Genomic DNA, 15,703 nt, shown 5'->3' on the forward strand with positions numbered 1-15,703 from the left:
GAATCGTGCTGTTAGGGTCAACTGGGTTTTGCGTCGCCACCAGGCCGGGGCCCGATCGTTCCAGAAGGAGGTCACGGCGAGTGAACCGAGCAGTGATGTTGCGGATCGCCGCGTGCGGAATCATGGGTCTCGGCGCCGCCCTGCTGATCGCCGCGCTGCTGTTGTGGACCTATACGGCCAGCAGGGTCAGCAAAATCCCCCTCGATCTCGACACCACCCTGGTCAGCGACGGCAGCGGAGCTGCCCTCGACTCGGGATCATTGTCCAGCGAGCGCGTCGTCGTCGACCAGAATGTTCCGCTGGTGTCTCAGCAGCAGATCAGCGTCGAATCGCCGGCCAACGCCGATGTGGTCACCCTGCAGGTGGGCACCTCGGTTCGGCGCACCGACAGGCAAAAGGACAGCGGACTGCTGCTGGCGATCGTCGACACCGTCACCATGAACCGCAAAACCGCGGAGGCCGTCTCCGACGAGACCCATCCGGGTGGCGCGGTGCAGAAGCCCCGCAGCGTCAATGACGAAAGCCCGCCCACCAACATCGCGTTGCCGCACGAGGGGCTGTCCTACCGGTTCCCGTTTAACACCGAAAAGCAGACCTACCCCTTCTTCGATCCGATCGCGCAGAAGGCGTTCGACGCCAACTACTCCGGTGAGGAAGACGTCAACGGGCTGACCACCTACCGGTTCACCCAGAACGTCGGCTACGACGCGGACGGCAAGTTGGTCGACCCGGTCAAGTACCCCTCGCTCTACGCCCACGACGAGGACAGCAAAGCTGCCGAAACCGCCGGCAGGTGGGGAATTGAAGGCGACCCGGAGGAGAAGGTCAGCATGACCCGCTATTACGCGGCGCAGCGGACCTTCTGGGTGGACCCCGAATCGGGCATCATCGTCAAGGAAAAAGAGCGCGCCAATCACTACTTCGCCCGCGACGCGCTGAAGCCGGAAAAGGCGGTGGCCGACTACACGGTCACCTTCACCGAAGAGACGATCGAGGCGCAGGTCAACGCCGCTCGCAACGAGCGCGATCGGCTCGCGTTGTGGTCGCGGGTGCTGCCGATCACGTTCACCGCGACCGGCTTGGTCGCACTGATCGGCGGGGTGCTGCTGGGCATGTTCAGCCTGCGGACCGAGGCGGCGTTGCTCGACCCCGGTCTGGACACCGCCGACCACGGTTTCTTCGGCCGTGGCGGACCGCCACGCGAACCGGTGCCCGGCGCCGAGGCCGAGACCGAGAAGCTGCCCACGCCGCCCCCTGACTTACAGGGCGGCACTGGCCCGCCTAATCCGCCCGGCTCGGGCCCGCCGCCCGCAGGTCCGCCCGACCGCCCCTGATCGCTCGAGTGGCCGGGACAGGCCGCTGGGTCCTGCAATGGTGCCGCCCCGGGTACGCACTGGCGTTGGCGCTGCTGGTGACCGCGCCGCTGCTGGCCCCCGGTTATCTGCTGCTGCGTGATGCGGTCTCCACTCCGCGGTCCTATCTGACCGACAGTGCGCTCGGACTGATGTCCGCGCCGCGGGCGGTGCCGCAAGATTTCGCGGTGGCATTGGCCGCACGCGGCATCGATGGAGGCGTCGTGGTGAAGGCGCTGCTTATCGCCGCGCTGTGGCTGGCAGGTTGGGGTGCTGCCCGACTGGTCGCGACGGTGCTTCCGCAGGCGGGGGCAAGCGGCCAGTTCGTCGCGATCACGCTGGCGATCTGGAATCCCTATGTCGCGGAACGGTTATTGCAGGGCCATTGGAGCCTGCTGGTCGGCTACGGCTGCCTGCCCTGGGTGGCGACGACGATGCTGATGCTGCGGTCGGAGACAACGCCGGCCCGGTCGCGGTATTTCGCGCTGGCGTGGTGGATCGCGTTGGCCGGGCTGACGCCGACCGGGCTGATGCTGGCGGCGACGGTGGCGCTGGTCTGTGTGGCAGCGCCGGGTGCGGGGCGCCCGCGTTGGCTGTGTGCCGCCGTCGCGCTGGCCGCTGCCGTGGTGGCGGCGCTGCCGTGGTTGACGGCCTCGGCGCTGAGCTCCACGCTGCCTGCACAACAGGATTCGGCGGTCAGCGCGTTCGCGGCGCGTGCCGAACCCGGGCTGGGGACGCTCGGCAGCCTGGCCGGCCTGGGTGGAATCTGGAATGCCGAGGCGGTGCCGGATTCCCGCACAACGCTTTTCGCGGCGCTGGGCACCGCGGTGTTGCTCGGCGTGGTTGTCACCGGGCTGCCGGTCTTGCGGCAACACCGGGCGGCGCTGCCGCTGATCGTCGTGGCAGCGGTGGCGGTGCTGGTGCCCGCGGGCCTGGCCACCGGTCCGGGGCTGGCCGTGCTGCGCGCCGTGGTCGATGCCGCGCCCGGGCTTGGTGTCGTGCGCGACGCGCAGAAATGGGTGGCGCTGGCGATGCCCGGGTACGCGCTGGCCGGCGCGGCTGCGGTGCAGACATTACGGCGGTGGGTGCATCCGGCGGTGACAGCGCTGATCTGCTGCACGGCACTGATATTGGTGCTACCCGACCTGGCGTGGGGCGGCTGGGACAAAGTCGAACCGGTGCATTACCCGTCAGAGTGGCGTGCGGTGGCCGCAGCGATCAACGCCGACGCCGGGCCGGTGGCGGTGTTGCCGGCCGGCACCATGCGCCGCTTCGCCTGGTCGGGTCCGCAACCGGTGCTGGATCCACTGCCGCGATGGTTGCGCGCCGACGTGCTGACCACCGGTGACCTGACCGTTTCCGGGGTTACCGTTCCAGGCGAAGGCCGCCGGGCCCGGGCCGTCGAGCAGCTACTGCTGTCGGGAGCCGACCGCGATGCGCTGGCCCGAGCGGGCGTGCGGTGGCTGGTTGTCGAAGGCCGAACTCCCGGCGAACTAGGCGCGGCCGCAAGGGTTTTCGAACAACTGCCTACCGTCTACCGGGATGGCGACCTGGCGTTATACAGCGTCGGCGGCGACGCTCCCGGCGCCTCTACGGGCCGCCGGTCGGCCGTGCTGATCGCGCATCTGGCTTGGCTGGCGATGCTGGGTGTCGGAGCCGTCGGTATGGCGGCTGCGGGATGGCGCCGGCACGGACCGATCACCCTGGCCGGGCCAACGATGCGCCGCCGCTAGAACGCCAAGGTCTGGTGCGTGCTCTGACGGCGTTTACCGCCGCCGTCAGTGATCCCGCCTACCTCGACGTTGACTCGTAGGGGTTGGCACGGCGGCGGTCAATCCTGCCGCGCGATCGTGCACGGACAGAACCTTAAGGCGTGCCGATTGACGAGTCGATAAGTTGTATCTCTGCGTCATGCCCGTGGGATTGTGCGAGTCGCCCGTCGCAGGTGATGAGCGGCGCAGCAAGGCCCTCAGCGAGCGCAACGTACACGCCGTCGGCTACGGTGTGGGTACTGCGCAGGTGGTAGGCGCGCTGGACGAAAGGCTTTGTAGGCCAACGCCGGAGCGGTAGGCTCTGGAAGTCGGCAACAGCCACGAGCCCCTCATGATCGCTGATTAACTGGCGCACGACCGCTCGACGGATGGCACCAATCACCTCGACGTCGAAGTGAGCAGGGGCATGCACTGTTTCGCCCCGCAAGCGCCGAGCCACCGCCGCCCCCGGCGGCGTCGCGAGGACGAGTTCGACAGCCGCCGAGGCGTCCAACACGATCACTCGGACCGAGCTTCGTCAAGTAGTTCAGCCGCGGTCACGCCGAGTTCCCGGCGCGGCAACGCGGCGAGGCGATCGAGAACTTCGTCGAGGGTCGGTTCTTCAGCGATTTCGCCCAGTCGGGCAAGCAGGAAATCGCTGAGGCTCATCCGGTGCGCTGCGGCCCGGGCCTTCAACTCGTGGACAAGTCCATCAGGTACGTTCCGAATCTGAACCATTGTTGACATGCTACAAACATAGCTCGCATGCGCCTAACATGCATTCTCCATCTACAGATTTCGCCCAGACCCAGGTCGAATTCGTCACACTTCGGCTCGGCTAACGGTCAGGTCCTTACCGGTTAGAGTCGGCGCCGTCTGCGTTGGGTTCATCGGTCTCAGCACCCCAACTGCTCGGCATCATCGGCATGGTCGGTCTGCTACCGGATGGGTCACCGGCCATCGTGGTCAGTCCCGCCGCCGGCCGGGCACCGGCCTTGTCGGCGGTTCCGGCGAACCCCAGCGGGCCCGCGCCCTGATCCGAGGGCGCTATCGCGGCAACCCGCTCCGCGGGGCCCGGTGATCCGTCGGAGTCCGCGTCCAGGAATTCGTAGCGATGCCCGCGGTCGATCACTCCCGCCCGTTGCCGTCGGCGCCGGACCAGTTCGCCCGTGGTCGCAGCGGCTGCCGCCGCGGCGGTGTCGGGGGCCGTCGCCGTCTGCTTGGCGCTGGCGCTGACGCTCATCGCCGCGCCGAATCCAATCCCGGGCGGACCGACCACGTAGGGGTAGGCAAAACCTTCGCCGCCAGTGGCGTGCGCCAGCGGCGCTGCGGTGCCGGCTACCGCCGGTGCGGTTGGGGCGGGCACGGGCGCGGGTGCGGGCGCAGGGGCGGCAGCGGGCGCGGCCAGCGCCGGTGCCATCGCGGCGACCGGTGGCGTGCTGGGCGCGGTTGGGACGGGTGCCGGCTCCACGGTGGGAATCGACTCGGGTTGGGGCAGGCCGGCCAGCCCGGCCAGGCCGAGGAAGCCGGTCAGCGCTCCTGCGGGGGAGATGGCGGGGGCGATCAGGCTGAATGAGCTCTGCGTCAATTGCGGCGCTTGGGGAAAGAATGCGTTGTAAGCCTCGCCCAACCAGTGCGGGACCTCGGACCAGGCCTGCGGGTTGGTCATCACTTCGTGTATTCGAGTTGTCCACCAGCTCAGCTGGTGTGGGTTGCCCTCGTCTTGGTTTCCGCCGCCGGACTCGTTGGCTTTCTGGATCTGCGGCGCCGGGGTGGTTTGCGGTGTCGACGCCACCGCGGCGCTGGCCGCGACTTGATAAGTCGTCATTGTGGTGGCCGCCTGCAGCCACATCCGCGCATAGTCGGCTTCGTTGAGCGCGATCGGAATAGCGTTGATCCCAAAGAAATTCGTTGCCACCAATACCGCGTGAGTGGCATGGTTGGCCGCCAGTTCGGCCAGGGTCGGCATGGCCGCCAGCGCCGCGGTATAGGCGGTGGCCACCACCTCATGGCTGGCGGCCGCCGCCGCGCTGTCCGCGCTGGCCTGCATCAGCCATGCGAGGTACGGAACATGCGCGGCCACATACGATTCCGCGCTGGGGCCTTGCCAGACACCTGTCTGCACCGCCGCCAGTAGTGCGCTGAGTTCTTCTGCCACGGAGACGTATTCGGCGCTGAGTGAGTTCCACGCCGCCGCCGCAGCCAGCAACGAACCCGGCCCGGGTCCACTGCTCAACAGCGCCGAGTGCACTTCCGGCGGAGAGGCAAACCAGATTGGCGCCGTCACCGTCAACCGCCCGTGAGCGGATACACCGCTGTACTGGCCGGGGCAGAACCATCGAACACGACGTACACCGCCATTGTGAAACTCCTCTTGTGCGGTGATTTTTCGCGCGTGCGTCCGCAATGTCAACAAACTTCCCCTGTGAATGTCCTGGTATGAGGAAACAGCCCCGCTGTCGGCGGGGGTCGGTGCCTGGCAGGATTTCCGGCGGCGCTTACGAGTGGTCGGCGAGCCGGTTAAGGAACCCCGTCGCGATCAGCGTTCGCACTAGCTTCGTCTGCTGCGCTGCGCTGAGTCCAGGTAAGTCGCCTACGCGAAACGGCTCGGTACACCCCGACAGGAACCGCATCGCGGCTTCATGGTCGGGCTCTGCGTTTATCGACAGTTGCGCGAACTCCAACACAACGTCAGCGCCGACGTGCGTCACTCTCGAATAGAGCGGGTGATGCTTGACCACCAACGTTTGTTCGTCGACGCCGACGGTGTTTGTGACCGGTCCGACGGGCGGGCATCGGCCGCGCCGGACCAACACCTCCGCCATGGTGTCCAAGCCGTCGGCGATGACGCTCGGGTCGTCGATGGTTCTGACGATGTCGCGCAGCAGGGCGCTCACGCTCGCGTGTGTGGAGGCGTCGTCGAGATGCCGCGGTGGCAGCCGAGTATGGGCGCGGTCATCTCGCAAACTCAACGATCGGAGGGCGTGGGTGATCAGGGTGAGCACGGTGGGCGCGTGGATCCCGACGGTCAAGTGGATCGATGGCTCCGAGTGTGTTCGGGCCGCGTGAACGTGGCCGCGCGGCAGGTAAAGCACGTCGCCGACGTCCAAGCGCAGCTCGGTCGGCAACGAGAACCCGTCGGCAGCCCCTTGCTGGCGCTGCATCTCGTGCGGCGGTATAGCGGCGGCATCGGCCAAATGCCAGGTCTTGGATCCCTGCATCTGCACGATCAAGACGTCATGAGGGTCGTAATGCGGGACGAAGCCGGTCGATTCGGGCGGCGTGACGTAGCCGTTGACTCGGGTCGGGAAGTTCAACTCGACTTCGATGGAGTGGGACAACGCAGCGATCTCGCGCACGTACCGCTCGAGCCCATTCAGGACGATGGTGTAGCCGTCAGCAAAGGCCTCGCGGACGCTGGCGGGATCGAGACTGCCGTCAGCGAGCCGAAAACTGTCAGCATCCTTGCTCTCACCGCCCCGTACCAGACGCACCGCCGACGGCTCTGGCGCAACATGCTCCAACAGCTGGTCGACCGCCGACGGTCCGGGCAGGAGACGATCGAAATAGCCCACGTCGCACCGCTTGACGTGGTGGTGCGTCGCGCCCCAAATTTCGTCAAGAAAGGTCTGCACCGTAAGCGGTTGAAGCAACCAGGCTAGCGAGGACTCGACGGCATCCATAGTTAGACCACGCCGCTGACCAGCTCCCCGGCCAGCACGGACTCGAGTACGGTGCGCATCGCGTCAGCGCTTTGCCGCCAAGAGAATTCAGTGCTGCGCGCCTGCGCCTTGGCGCCGAGCTGCTCGCGCAGTACCGGATCGTCGAGAAGCTGCTGGAGCCGGCTCACCAGTTGGGGCCGGTCGTCAACCAGAACGCCGGTAACCCCGTCGATGATCGAATCGGCCAGGCCACCCGAGGACCGGTAGCCAATGGTGGGCACCGCGTGTTGCGCCGCCTCGACCACAGCCAAACCCCAGCCCTCCTTGCGGGACGGCAACAAATGAACCCAAGACTGTTGCATCACATGGTGTTTGGTGACGTCATCGACGTGGCCGTGAAACGTCACCGCGTCGCTGATGCCGAGTTGCGCCGCGTGCTCGACCAACCGCTGCTGCCACCAGCCGCCGCCGACGATGTCGAGGTGTAAGCCCGGTACCCGCGTCCGCAGCAGCGCGACAGCGTCCAGCGCGTCCTCAATCTGCTTGTGCGGCACCAGACGCGACAACACCACCACCCGCGGCGCAGCCGCCCGGGGGCCGTGCAGCGATGGGGCGGGTGCCTCATCCAAGCCGTTGCGCACCACGGCAATTCGTTCATTACCCACACCCAGAGCCACCAGATCGCGAGCCGACGGCAGCGACACCGTCACATATTGGTTGCGCCGGTGCAGCCGCGGCGACAAACGCGACTCGACGAACCAACCGAACCGACCGAGTACCGGGCCGGCCACCGGCCACTGCTCGCGGTGGCAGTGGTGCACCAACACCGCGACTCGCCGGCCGTACAGCAATCGGGCCAGAAACGGCAGGCCGTTCTGGGTGTCGACGACCACGTCGGGTCGCACCCGTCGCAGCGGGCCCAGCCCCAGCCGGGCCGCGGCCATCGCCAATAGCGCCCACACGTACACCGAATACCGGCCACCGGCGCGGTTGATCCGCACGCCGTCGACCACCTCGTGCCGCGGCGCGCCGGGATAGCGGGCGGTGCGCAGGGTGACGGCAATCCCGGACTGCGCAAGCTGTGCCCCGAGGCGCTGCAAATAGGTTTCGCTGCCGCCGCCCTGGGGGTGGCCGGTGTCGCGCCAGCACAGCAGCAATACCGCGCCGAGACCCCCAGAGTGCTGATCCGTGGGCTGAGTATGCGCGGCAGACATTGCGGTCCAGCCTAATGGCTCACCGTAGGGTGAGGTCGATGGCGGTCACCGATGCGTTCGCGCGTCGGGCGACGCTGTCTCGCTCGCTGCGGCTGTTGTCGGAGTTCCGCTACGAGCAGTCCGATCCCGACCGGTTCTACGGAGCACTGGCCAACGACACCACGCAGCTGGTCGGCGATTTGTGGCGCGGCATTCATGGCACCGGCCCGGCCGGGTGCACGCTGCTCGACGTCGGCGGTGGCCCCGGCTATTTCGCGACGGCTTTTGCCGACGCCGGAATCCGCTACATCGGAGTTGAACCGGATCCGAGCGAGATGCACGCGGCGACGCCGACGAATGCACGTGTGGCGGGCCCATTTGTCCGCGCATCGGGTATGGCGCTGCCGTTCGCCGATGACTCGGTGGACATCTGCCTGTCATCCAATGTCGCCGAGCATGTTCGGCGTCCATGGCAGCTGGGCGGCGAGATGCTGCGGGTGACCCGCCCGGGTGGGCTGGTAGTCCTGTCGTACACGGTGTGGCTGGGCCCGTTCGGCGGACATGAGATGGGCCTCTCCCACTATCTGGGCGGTGCCCGCGCCGCGGCGCGCTACGCCCGCAAACACGGCCATCGGGCGAAGAACGACTACGGGTCGTCGTTGTTTGCGGTGTCAGCGGCCGACGGACTGGACTGGGCGGTCAGTACCGGCGCCCTGGCGGCCGCATTCCCGCGCTACCACCCCCGATGGGCGTGGCGGCTGACGTCGGTCCCGGTGCTGCGCGAGTTCCTGGTGAGCAACTTGGTGCTGGTGCTACGACCGCCGCTCCGCAACGGTGGCACTTGACTGAAACGTGTTCTCGTTTTGCCTGTCGCTGGGTAGGGTGACGCCATGACCATGACCGACAGCCAGACGACCGAATACGACAAGCTGTTCATCGGCGGAAAATGGACCGAACCGTCGACCTCCGACGTCATCGAAGTGCACTGCCCGGCCACCGGCGAATATGTCGGCAAGGTGCCGCTGGCGGCAGCAGCCGACGTCGACGCCGCGGTCGGCGCTGCCCGCGCGGCGTTCGACAGCGGCCCCTGGCCGACCACACCGCCGAAGGAGCGCGCGGCAGTGATCGCCAACGCGCTCACGTTGATGGAGGAGCGCAAGGACCTGTTCACCCAGCTCCTCGCGAACGAGACCGGTCAGCCGCAAATGACCATTGAAACGATGCACTGGATGAGCTCGATGGGTGCGCTGAACTTCTTCGCCGGCCCCGCTGTCGACCAGGTCAAGTGGAAAGAGACCCGCAACGGCGGATACGGGCAGAGCATCGTCCATCGCGAGCCGGTCGGCGTCGTTGGCGCGATCATCGCCTGGAACGTCCCGCTGTTCCTGGCCGTCAACAAGCTGGGTCCGGCGCTGCTGGCCGGCTGCACCGTGGTGCTCAAGCCGGCCGCCGAAACCCCGTTGAGCGCAAACGCTTTGGCGGAAGTGTTCGCCGAAGCCGGTTTGCCTGAGGGTGTGCTGTCGATAGTGCCGGGCGGAATCGAGACCGGGCAGGCGCTGACGTCCAACCGCGACGTCGACATCTTCACCTTCACCGGCAGCTCGGGAGTCGGCAAGGAGATCGGTCGACGTGCGGCGGACCTGCTCAAGCCGTGCACATTGGAGCTCGGCGGGAAGTCAGCGGCGATCGTCCTCGATGATGTCGACCTCGCCTCGGCCATCCCGATGTTGGTGTTCTCCGGGATCATGAACACCGGGCAGGCCTGCGTAGCCCAGACCCGCATCCTGGCTCCGCGCTCGCGATACGACGAAATCGTGGATGCTGTAAGCGCTTTCGTACAAGCACTGCCCGTGGGGCTGCCGTCGGACCCCTCGGCCCAGATCGGTTCGCTGATCTCAGAAAAGCAGCGTGCCCGGGTGGAGGGCTACATCGCCAAGGGCATCGAGGAGGGCGCCCGGCTGGTGTGTGGCGGCGGCCGCCCGCACGATCTGGACACCGGCTTCTTCGTGCAACCCACGGTGTTCGCCGACGTCAACAACGAGATGACGATCGCCCAGGAGGAGATCTTCGGGCCGGTGCTGAGCATCATTCCCTACGACACCGAGGAAGACGCGATCAAGATCGCCAACGACTCGGTGTATGGCCTGGCCGGCAGCGTGTGGACCGCCAATGTGCCGCGCGGCATCGAGATCTCGGAGAAGATCCGCACCGGGACGTACGCCATCAACTGGTATGCGTTCGATCCCTGCTGTCCGTTCGGCGGCTACAAGAACTCGGGCATCGGGCGCGAAAACGGGCCGGAGGGTGTGGAGCACTTCACCCAGCAGAAGAGTGTGCTGATGCCGATGGGTTATACCTCCGACAGTTAGCAGCCGCCCTCGAGCATGAAGCTGGCTCAGCGGCCTTCGAAGCGCGCCTGCCGGCGCTCGACGAACGACTGCACGCCCTCGGCGGCATCCGCGGTGGCGAACAACTCGACCACCGTGGGCCGCAGTCGCTCGATGGCGGCGGCTTCGCCTTCCGTGCGAGCCAGGTGCGCTGACGCGAGCGTGGCCCGCACACCCAGCGGCGCAGCACGATCCGCGATCGTGTGCGCGATCTCGCGAGCCCGAGCCAGTGCCGTCGTCGCGTCGCCGGCCACCTCTTGAACCAGCCCGATGCGGTGCGCCTCGGCGGCGTCGAACTCGTCACCGGTAAGCAGCCAGCGCATGGCATTGCCCCAGCCCGCCTCGCGCGGTAGCCGGATCGTCGCGCCGCCGAATGGATAGATCCCCCGCTGCACCTCAAGCTGCGTGAATCTCGTTCCGGCAGCGGCGATTCGGATGTCGGCGGCCAGTAGCAATTCGATGCCTAATGTCATGCACCAGCCCTGCGCGACCGCGACCAGCGGTGTGGTCCAGGTACCGTCGAGGCGGAAAGGGTCTGCGCCGTCATCGGGAAACGGGCTCTGTCCGGTTGCGATGCCCGGGCCCACGTCGACGAGGTCCAGGCCGCCGGTGAAGTGGTCGCCGTGTGCGAACAGCACGCCGGCGCGGACGCCGGGGTCGGACTCCAGCACACCGTAGGCGCGGGACAGATCGGCCAGCATCGTCCGGTTGAAGGCGTTGCGCTTGTCCGGCCGGTTCAGGCCGATCAGCAGGACGTGGCCGTCGCGTTCGAGCGACACGGTCTCCAGGGTTGGGAGCGAGGTGTCAGACATTGGCCAAGTACACCCCAACGCTAGGTAATATGCAATACAGCATAATATTTCGCAGGCATTAGCGGGAGCCTGGACACCAATGTGGGCCGCTGAAATGGGGTTTTGCCGTGAAGCGCCTATCGTTCTTGTGTCAAAGAAACCGCTTGTTATATGCTGACCGGCATAATCATGAGCCGGTGAGCCGGCGCATGAGGCAGGAGAAGATCATGTGGATCGTCGAGCTCAACATCGCCGGCTATCGGTTCACCCGCCAGATTCCCGACTTGCGTAGCGCATCGTTGCGCTCGGTACGGCTGCAACCGCCTAGCCTGCACCGGCGGGTCCCGCAGCCGCCTTCCCCGCACGCTGCCTAGGTATCGCGATGACCCCAATGGCCACCAGTGCCAAGCGCGGTAAAACCCGCACCAAGATGCTGATCAGCGCCGCCGAGGTGATGCGTGAACGCGGCGCCGCCGGGGTGACCATCGACGAGGTGCTCACCCGCAGCGGTGCGCCGCGGGGATCGGTCTACTACCACTTTCCCGACGGCCGTAACCAGATCCTGACCGAAGCGCTGCGCTACGCCGGCGATGCGATCACGGCCACTATCGATGATTCCATCGAGCTGGGCGCGATGGCGCTGTTGCGCGACTTCGTCGAGTTCTGGGAACGCCTGTTGGACGGCAGCGACTTCAACGCCGGCTGCCCGGTGGTGGCGGCAGCGATCGGCTCGGCCGACGAGGAACCGCAGTTGACCGCCGAGGCCGGACAGATCTTCGGCCGTTGGTGTACCGCCCTGTCGCGGGCGTTCGTTGCCGACGGCTTTCCCGAGTCGGACGCGGCCTCGCTGGCGGTGATGTCGATCGCCACACTGGAGGGCGCGGTGGTGCTATGCCGCTCGACGCGCAGCGCCGAGCCGCTGCGCGAGGTCCACAATCAACTCGAATTCTTGATCAAGGCAAGGGAATTCGTTCGCCGTAACGGTCTTCCCGAGCGTTAGTCGCTGGCCGGCAGCGGCTTGGCTTCCTTGAGGCTCAGCGCGGTCTGGCCGATCGCCAGTGTCCCTGCGCCGGCTTTGGTCACCAGCACCTCGGCGCCGGTCTCGTCGACGTAGCGCTTGCCCATCACGTTGCCGTCGGCGAACGCCGGGTCCAGGTCTCCGGAACGCTCGGCGTCCAACGCCACCATCGGCGCGCCGCCGCAGCGCAGATCGTCGAGACTGTCGGCGCTGCGCACGACGATGACCTGGGTGTCGCACACCTGGCTGGCCAGACGGGTTCCGTTCTTGATCATGATTTCGATCCTAATGTTCCTAGGGTTGCAAGGGATTCGACGATCTCGCGACGAAGCACCTTGCCGGTCGCGTTGGTGGGCAGCTCGTCGCGGAACACGACGCGGTCGGGGGTACGCGAGCCGCGCAAGCTCTTGCGGACATGCTCGCGGAGCTCATCGGGGTCCGGCTCGGCGCCGGGAGCGGGCACCACCACCGCGACGATGGCCTGGCCCCACTGCGGGTCGTCGACGCCGACCACCGCGACATCACGCACGTGGGCATGTTCGATCAGCACATCTTCCAACTCGGCGGGTGCGATATTCTCCCCGCCGCGGATGATGGTGTCGTCGCTGCGCCCGCCGATGAACAGGTAGCCGCCTTCGTCGAGCGTGGCGATGTCGCGGGTCGGGAACCACCCTTGGTCGTCGAGCACCGACCCGATCCCGGTGTAGCGGCCAGAAACCTGCTCACCGCGGACGAACAGCTCACCGGTTTGTCCCGCCGGCAGCAGCACGCCGTTCTCGTCGCGGATCTGCACCTCGATGCTGGGCACCGGTTGACCCACCGAAGCCAGGCGTTTGATGACGGCGGGGTCCGACGCCGACTGGGCGGCGCGGTGGTCTTCCGGAGTCAGCACAGCGATGGTCGAACTCGTCTCGGTCAGTCCATAGGCGTTGACAAACCCCACGTCGGGCAACAACTCCAGCGCCCGGCGCACCAGCGGTAACCCCACCTTCGAGCCGCCGTAGGCCAGGCTGCGCAGCGACGCCAGCTCGTGGCGGCCGCTCTCCAGTACGGTGACGATCCGGTCGAGCATGGTCGGGACCACCGTCGCCGTGGTGACGTGCTCGGCGTTGATCAGGCGCACCCACTCCTCGGCGTCGAAGACCGGCAGGTACACCATCGTTCGGCCCGCATACAGATTCGACAGCGCCGCGCTGACACCGGCAATGTGGTAGGGCGGCACACAGATCAGCGCCGCATCGGTCGGCTCGGCCAACCCGAACTCCACGGTTCCGGTGATGTAGCTAGTCAGGTTGTTGTGTGACAACTCGACGGCCTTGGGCTGCGACGTGGTGCCCGAGGTGAACAGGACGATCGCGGTCGACTCCGGGTCGGCGAACTCCGCGGCGGGTTCCGCGGTGCCGGCGCTGGCCAGAAACTCCTCGGAGCCGATCACCTGCTTACCGGTGTCCCCGACCATCTCCCGGTAACGGCTGTCGACGATCACCAGCGGATCGGGCAACCGGCGGATCAGGGTCTGGATGCCTTCGGTCGAAAGCCGGTAGTTGATCGGGGTGAATGTCACTCCCGCGCGCGCCGACGCGAAGATCAGCAGCGGCAACATCGCCCCGCCGGTGCCGACGTAGGCGACATGCTGCGCGTTCGAGCCCGCGATGACGCCCGCGCCACCGTCGGCGAGGTCGCTGAGCTGCTGGGTTGTCAATCGGGTGTCGCCGGAGACAACGGCGGTTCGGTCAGGGTTGCTCGACACAGCCATCTCGAGCAGTAACGAAATGCTCAATCGTCGAACTTTCTGTGGTGCCAGCGCGTTACAAAGACCGTCAAAAGTGTCATGCCTGGCTGTAGTTTAGATCAACTAGTTGTCGAGAACCTCGGCGACCCGAGCCTCCACATCGCCGAGACCCGACACGTCGATGCCGAACCGATTGGCCAGCGCGTCGAGCACCTGTCCGGCGTCGTCGAACCGAATCCGCTCGGTGCCCCCGTCGGAGTGGATGGCGAGGTTGCGGCCGCGCAGGTTCCATCGCGCCTCGTCGGTGACCAGCGCAGCGCTGAGCCCGACGACGAAGGTCGACGCCGGATGCGTCGACACGTACCAACTTCCGACTTCCATATCGATCAGCGGACGCGGATCTGCGCCGAAGGTGTACAGCGGCTGCCATTCACCCCGGACCAGCGCCTCCAAGACGTAGTCGCGACCGTGGGTGCGCAACCGGTACGGCTCGTGACGGGTCTGCTGGACCGGCCCGACGGTGAGCCGAATCGGCGACGACAGCGTCTGCCCACCGAACCCGACGTCGACCAGATACGGTTCGTCGACGCCGGGAATGCGTACCGCGAGCGCTTGATGTGTCTCGGCGTGCGGTGGCCCATCCAGCCCGGCCGGATTCATCCACACCACCCGGCCGGCCAGCCGGTCGCTCTCGAACCCTAGATCGGCGAGCACGTATCGCATCAGGTTGTTGTGCTCGTAGCAGTAGCCGCCCCGGTGGCGATCCACCAGCTTGTCGGTCAGCGCAGCTGGGCTCAGGTCCGCCACCGGCACACCCAGCAGCGGGTCGAGGTTCTCGAACGGAATGTGGCGGGTATGGGCGGCCACCACACCGGCCAACGTCTCCAGCGTCGGCGCTGTCGATCCGGTGTAGCCGATGCGGGCGAAATACGCCGGGAGATCCATTAGCGGTGACCCGCTGCGACTCAGCTGCCCGTCCAGCGCGGGGGTCGCTTCTCGGCGAACGCGATCGCGCCTTCCTTGGCGTCGTTGGAGGCAAAGACCGGCATCAGAATCTTCAGCTGCTCGCCGAACATGGCCTCCGGGCTCCAACCGCGGGATTCGACGATGATCCGCTTGGTGGCGGCCACCGCCAGCGGACCGTTGGCGGTGATCTTCTCGGCCAGCGCGATGGCCGCGTCCAGCGCCGTCCCGGGTTCCGCCAGCACATTGACCAGCCCCAGCGCGTGCGCTCGCTCGGCGGACAGGTTGTCGCCGGTCAGAGCGAGTTCCATCGCGATGGCGTAGGGGATGCGGTGCGGCAGCCGCAGCAACCCCCCACCGCCGGCAACCAACCCGCGTTTGACTTCGGGGATACCGAAGGCCGACTCCTTGGACGCCACGATCAGGTCGGTGGCCAGCGCCAGTTCGGTGCCGCCGGCCAACGCGTAGCCCTCGACGGCGGCGATCAGCGGCTTGGTCGGTGGGCGTTCGGTGAAGCCCATCCCGCGACCTTCGACGACGACGTTCTCGCCCCGCGCGAATGCCTTGAGATCCATGCCCGCGCAAAAGGATCCGCCGGCACCGGTCAGAATTGCCACCGACAAGCCCGCGTCGCTGTCGAGCCGGTCCATCGCATCGGCCAGGCCCTTGCTGACCGCGGCGTTCACCGCGTTCTTGGCCTTGGGCCGGTTGATCGTGATGATCAGGATCCGGTCGCGCTGTTCGACCAGAACTTCGGGTTCGGTGTTGCCGGCATCTTCGCTCACGACGCTGTGTGCTCCTTCGAATGTCAGTGACATCTGTCGAGGAGATCGTAACGACCTTGTCCGAGTGGC

At 66.8% G+C, this 15,703-nt stretch carries 16 protein-coding genes; 6 read left to right on the forward strand and 10 right to left on the reverse strand.

Annotation, left to right across the window (positions count from 1 at the left end; genetic code table 11):
• Positions 1 to 80 precede the first annotated feature (80 nt).
• Positions 81 to 1,334 carry a cell envelope lipid trafficking protein PgfA gene (gene pgfA / locus AC5Y49_RS13845; protein WP_499887828.1) on the forward strand — a complete coding sequence of 418 codons (1,254 nt, stop codon included), beginning with the start codon at positions 81 to 83 and terminating at the stop codon, positions 1,332 to 1,334.
• Positions 1,335 to 1,366: 32 nt separating this feature from the next.
• Positions 1,367 to 3,085 (forward strand): MmpA family trehalose lipid delivery protein, encoded by a 1,719-nt coding sequence (locus AC5Y49_RS13850; protein ID WP_499888023.1) that lies wholly within the window; start codon positions 1,367 to 1,369, stop codon positions 3,083 to 3,085.
• Between the two features lie 133 nt (positions 3,086 to 3,218).
• On the opposite strand, the gene AC5Y49_RS13855 is transcribed toward AC5Y49_RS13850, so the two are convergent.
• From AC5Y49_RS13855 to AC5Y49_RS13875, 5 genes are all read right to left on the reverse strand, one after another.
• Entirely contained in the window at positions 3,219 to 3,626 is a 408-nt protein-coding gene (locus AC5Y49_RS13855; RefSeq protein WP_499887829.1) for a type II toxin-antitoxin system VapC family toxin, read from the reverse strand.
• Positions 3,623 to 3,850 (reverse strand): FitA-like ribbon-helix-helix domain-containing protein, encoded by a 228-nt coding sequence (locus AC5Y49_RS13860; protein WP_499887830.1) that lies wholly within the window; start codon positions 3,848 to 3,850, stop codon positions 3,623 to 3,625. The genes AC5Y49_RS13855 and AC5Y49_RS13860 overlap by 4 nt, the downstream gene beginning before the upstream one ends.
• Before the next feature lie 106 nt (positions 3,851 to 3,956).
• Positions 3,957 to 5,390, reverse strand: coding sequence for a PPE family protein (locus AC5Y49_RS13865; protein ID WP_499887832.1), 1,434 nt, complete (start codon positions 5,388 to 5,390; stop codon positions 3,957 to 3,959).
• 211 nt (positions 5,391 to 5,601) lie between these two features.
• Positions 5,602 to 6,786: a cupin domain-containing protein gene (locus AC5Y49_RS13870; protein WP_499887834.1), complete on the reverse strand. Its 1,185-nt coding sequence runs from the start codon at positions 6,784 to 6,786 to the stop codon at positions 5,602 to 5,604.
• A gap of 2 nt (positions 6,787 to 6,788) precedes the next feature.
• A complete protein-coding gene (locus AC5Y49_RS13875) occupies positions 6,789 to 7,979 on the reverse strand; it encodes a glycosyltransferase family 4 protein (RefSeq protein ID WP_499887836.1) in 1,191 nt (396 codons plus the stop codon).
• 38 nt (positions 7,980 to 8,017) lie between these two features.
• Here AC5Y49_RS13875 and AC5Y49_RS13880 point away from each other — a divergent pair, with 38 nt between their 5' ends.
• Together AC5Y49_RS13880 and AC5Y49_RS13885 are read left to right on the forward strand one after the other, a co-directional pair.
• On the forward strand, positions 8,018 to 8,803 hold the full coding sequence (locus AC5Y49_RS13880) for a class I SAM-dependent methyltransferase (protein WP_499887838.1): 786 nt from the start codon (positions 8,018 to 8,020) through the stop codon (positions 8,801 to 8,803).
• A gap of 51 nt (positions 8,804 to 8,854) precedes the next feature.
• Positions 8,855 to 10,327 (forward strand): aldehyde dehydrogenase, encoded by a 1,473-nt coding sequence (locus AC5Y49_RS13885; RefSeq protein WP_499888025.1) that lies wholly within the window; start codon positions 8,855 to 8,857, stop codon positions 10,325 to 10,327.
• Between the two features lie 26 nt (positions 10,328 to 10,353).
• Here AC5Y49_RS13885 and AC5Y49_RS13890 read toward each other — a convergent pair whose 3' ends face one another.
• A complete protein-coding gene (locus tag AC5Y49_RS13890) occupies positions 10,354 to 11,157 on the reverse strand; it encodes a crotonase/enoyl-CoA hydratase family protein (protein WP_499887840.1) in 804 nt (267 codons plus the stop codon).
• Positions 11,158 to 11,333: 176 nt separating this feature from the next.
• Here AC5Y49_RS13890 and AC5Y49_RS13895 point away from each other — a divergent pair, with 176 nt between their 5' ends.
• Together AC5Y49_RS13895 and AC5Y49_RS13900 are read left to right on the forward strand one after the other, a co-directional pair.
• Positions 11,334 to 11,510, forward strand: coding sequence for a hypothetical protein (locus AC5Y49_RS13895; protein WP_499887842.1), 177 nt, complete (start codon positions 11,334 to 11,336; stop codon positions 11,508 to 11,510).
• Positions 11,511 to 11,518: 8 nt separating this feature from the next.
• Positions 11,519 to 12,136, forward strand: coding sequence for a TetR/AcrR family transcriptional regulator (locus AC5Y49_RS13900; protein WP_499887843.1), 618 nt, complete (start codon positions 11,519 to 11,521; stop codon positions 12,134 to 12,136).
• Here AC5Y49_RS13900 and AC5Y49_RS13905 read toward each other — a convergent pair.
• From AC5Y49_RS13905 to AC5Y49_RS13920, 4 genes are all read right to left on the reverse strand, one after another.
• Positions 12,133 to 12,429, reverse strand: a complete 297-nt coding sequence (locus AC5Y49_RS13905; RefSeq protein WP_499887845.1) for a hypothetical protein — start codon at positions 12,427 to 12,429, stop codon at positions 12,133 to 12,135. The genes AC5Y49_RS13900 and AC5Y49_RS13905 overlap by 4 nt on opposite strands.
• Positions 12,426 to 13,934: a class I adenylate-forming enzyme family protein gene (locus AC5Y49_RS13910; protein ID WP_499887847.1), complete on the reverse strand. Its 1,509-nt coding sequence runs from the start codon at positions 13,932 to 13,934 to the stop codon at positions 12,426 to 12,428. Before AC5Y49_RS13910 ends, AC5Y49_RS13905 begins: the two co-directional genes overlap by 4 nt.
• Positions 13,935 to 14,009: 75 nt before the next feature.
• A complete protein-coding gene (locus tag AC5Y49_RS13915) occupies positions 14,010 to 14,831 on the reverse strand; it encodes an arylamine N-acetyltransferase family protein (protein ID WP_499887849.1) in 822 nt (273 codons plus the stop codon).
• Between the two features lie 20 nt (positions 14,832 to 14,851).
• Positions 14,852 to 15,667: a crotonase/enoyl-CoA hydratase family protein gene (locus AC5Y49_RS13920; RefSeq protein WP_499887851.1), complete on the reverse strand. Its 816-nt coding sequence runs from the start codon at positions 15,665 to 15,667 to the stop codon at positions 14,852 to 14,854.
• Between the last annotated feature and the right edge of the window lie 36 nt (positions 15,668 to 15,703).

It is taken from the genome of Mycobacterium sp. NGS62, from assembly GCF_059812285.1.

Coding starts and splice junctions, on each gene's coding strand:
- AC5Y49_RS13915 (WP_499887849.1), bottom strand. CDS start 14,831: ATGGATCTCCCGGCGTATTTCGCCCGCATCGGCTACACCGGATCGACA.
- AC5Y49_RS13890 (WP_499887840.1), bottom strand. CDS start 11,157: ATGTCTGACACCTCGCTCCCAACCCTGGAGACCGTGTCGCTCGAACGC.
- AC5Y49_RS13875 (WP_499887836.1), bottom strand. CDS start 7,979: ATGTCTGCCGCGCATACTCAGCCCACGGATCAGCACTCTGGGGGTCTC.
- AC5Y49_RS13880 (WP_499887838.1), top strand. CDS start 8,018: ATGGCGGTCACCGATGCGTTCGCGCGTCGGGCGACGCTGTCTCGCTCG.
- AC5Y49_RS13905 (WP_499887845.1), bottom strand. CDS start 12,429: ATGATCAAGAACGGAACCCGTCTGGCCAGCCAGGTGTGCGACACCCAG.
- AC5Y49_RS13900 (WP_499887843.1), top strand. CDS start 11,519: ATGACCCCAATGGCCACCAGTGCCAAGCGCGGTAAAACCCGCACCAAG.
- AC5Y49_RS13885 (WP_499888025.1), top strand. CDS start 8,855: ATGACCGACAGCCAGACGACCGAATACGACAAGCTGTTCATCGGCGGA.
- AC5Y49_RS13860 (WP_499887830.1), bottom strand. CDS start 3,850: ATGTCAACAATGGTTCAGATTCGGAACGTACCTGATGGACTTGTCCAC.
- AC5Y49_RS13870 (WP_499887834.1), bottom strand. CDS start 6,786: ATGGATGCCGTCGAGTCCTCGCTAGCCTGGTTGCTTCAACCGCTTACG.
- AC5Y49_RS13920 (WP_499887851.1), bottom strand. CDS start 15,667: ATGTCACTGACATTCGAAGGAGCACACAGCGTCGTGAGCGAAGATGCC.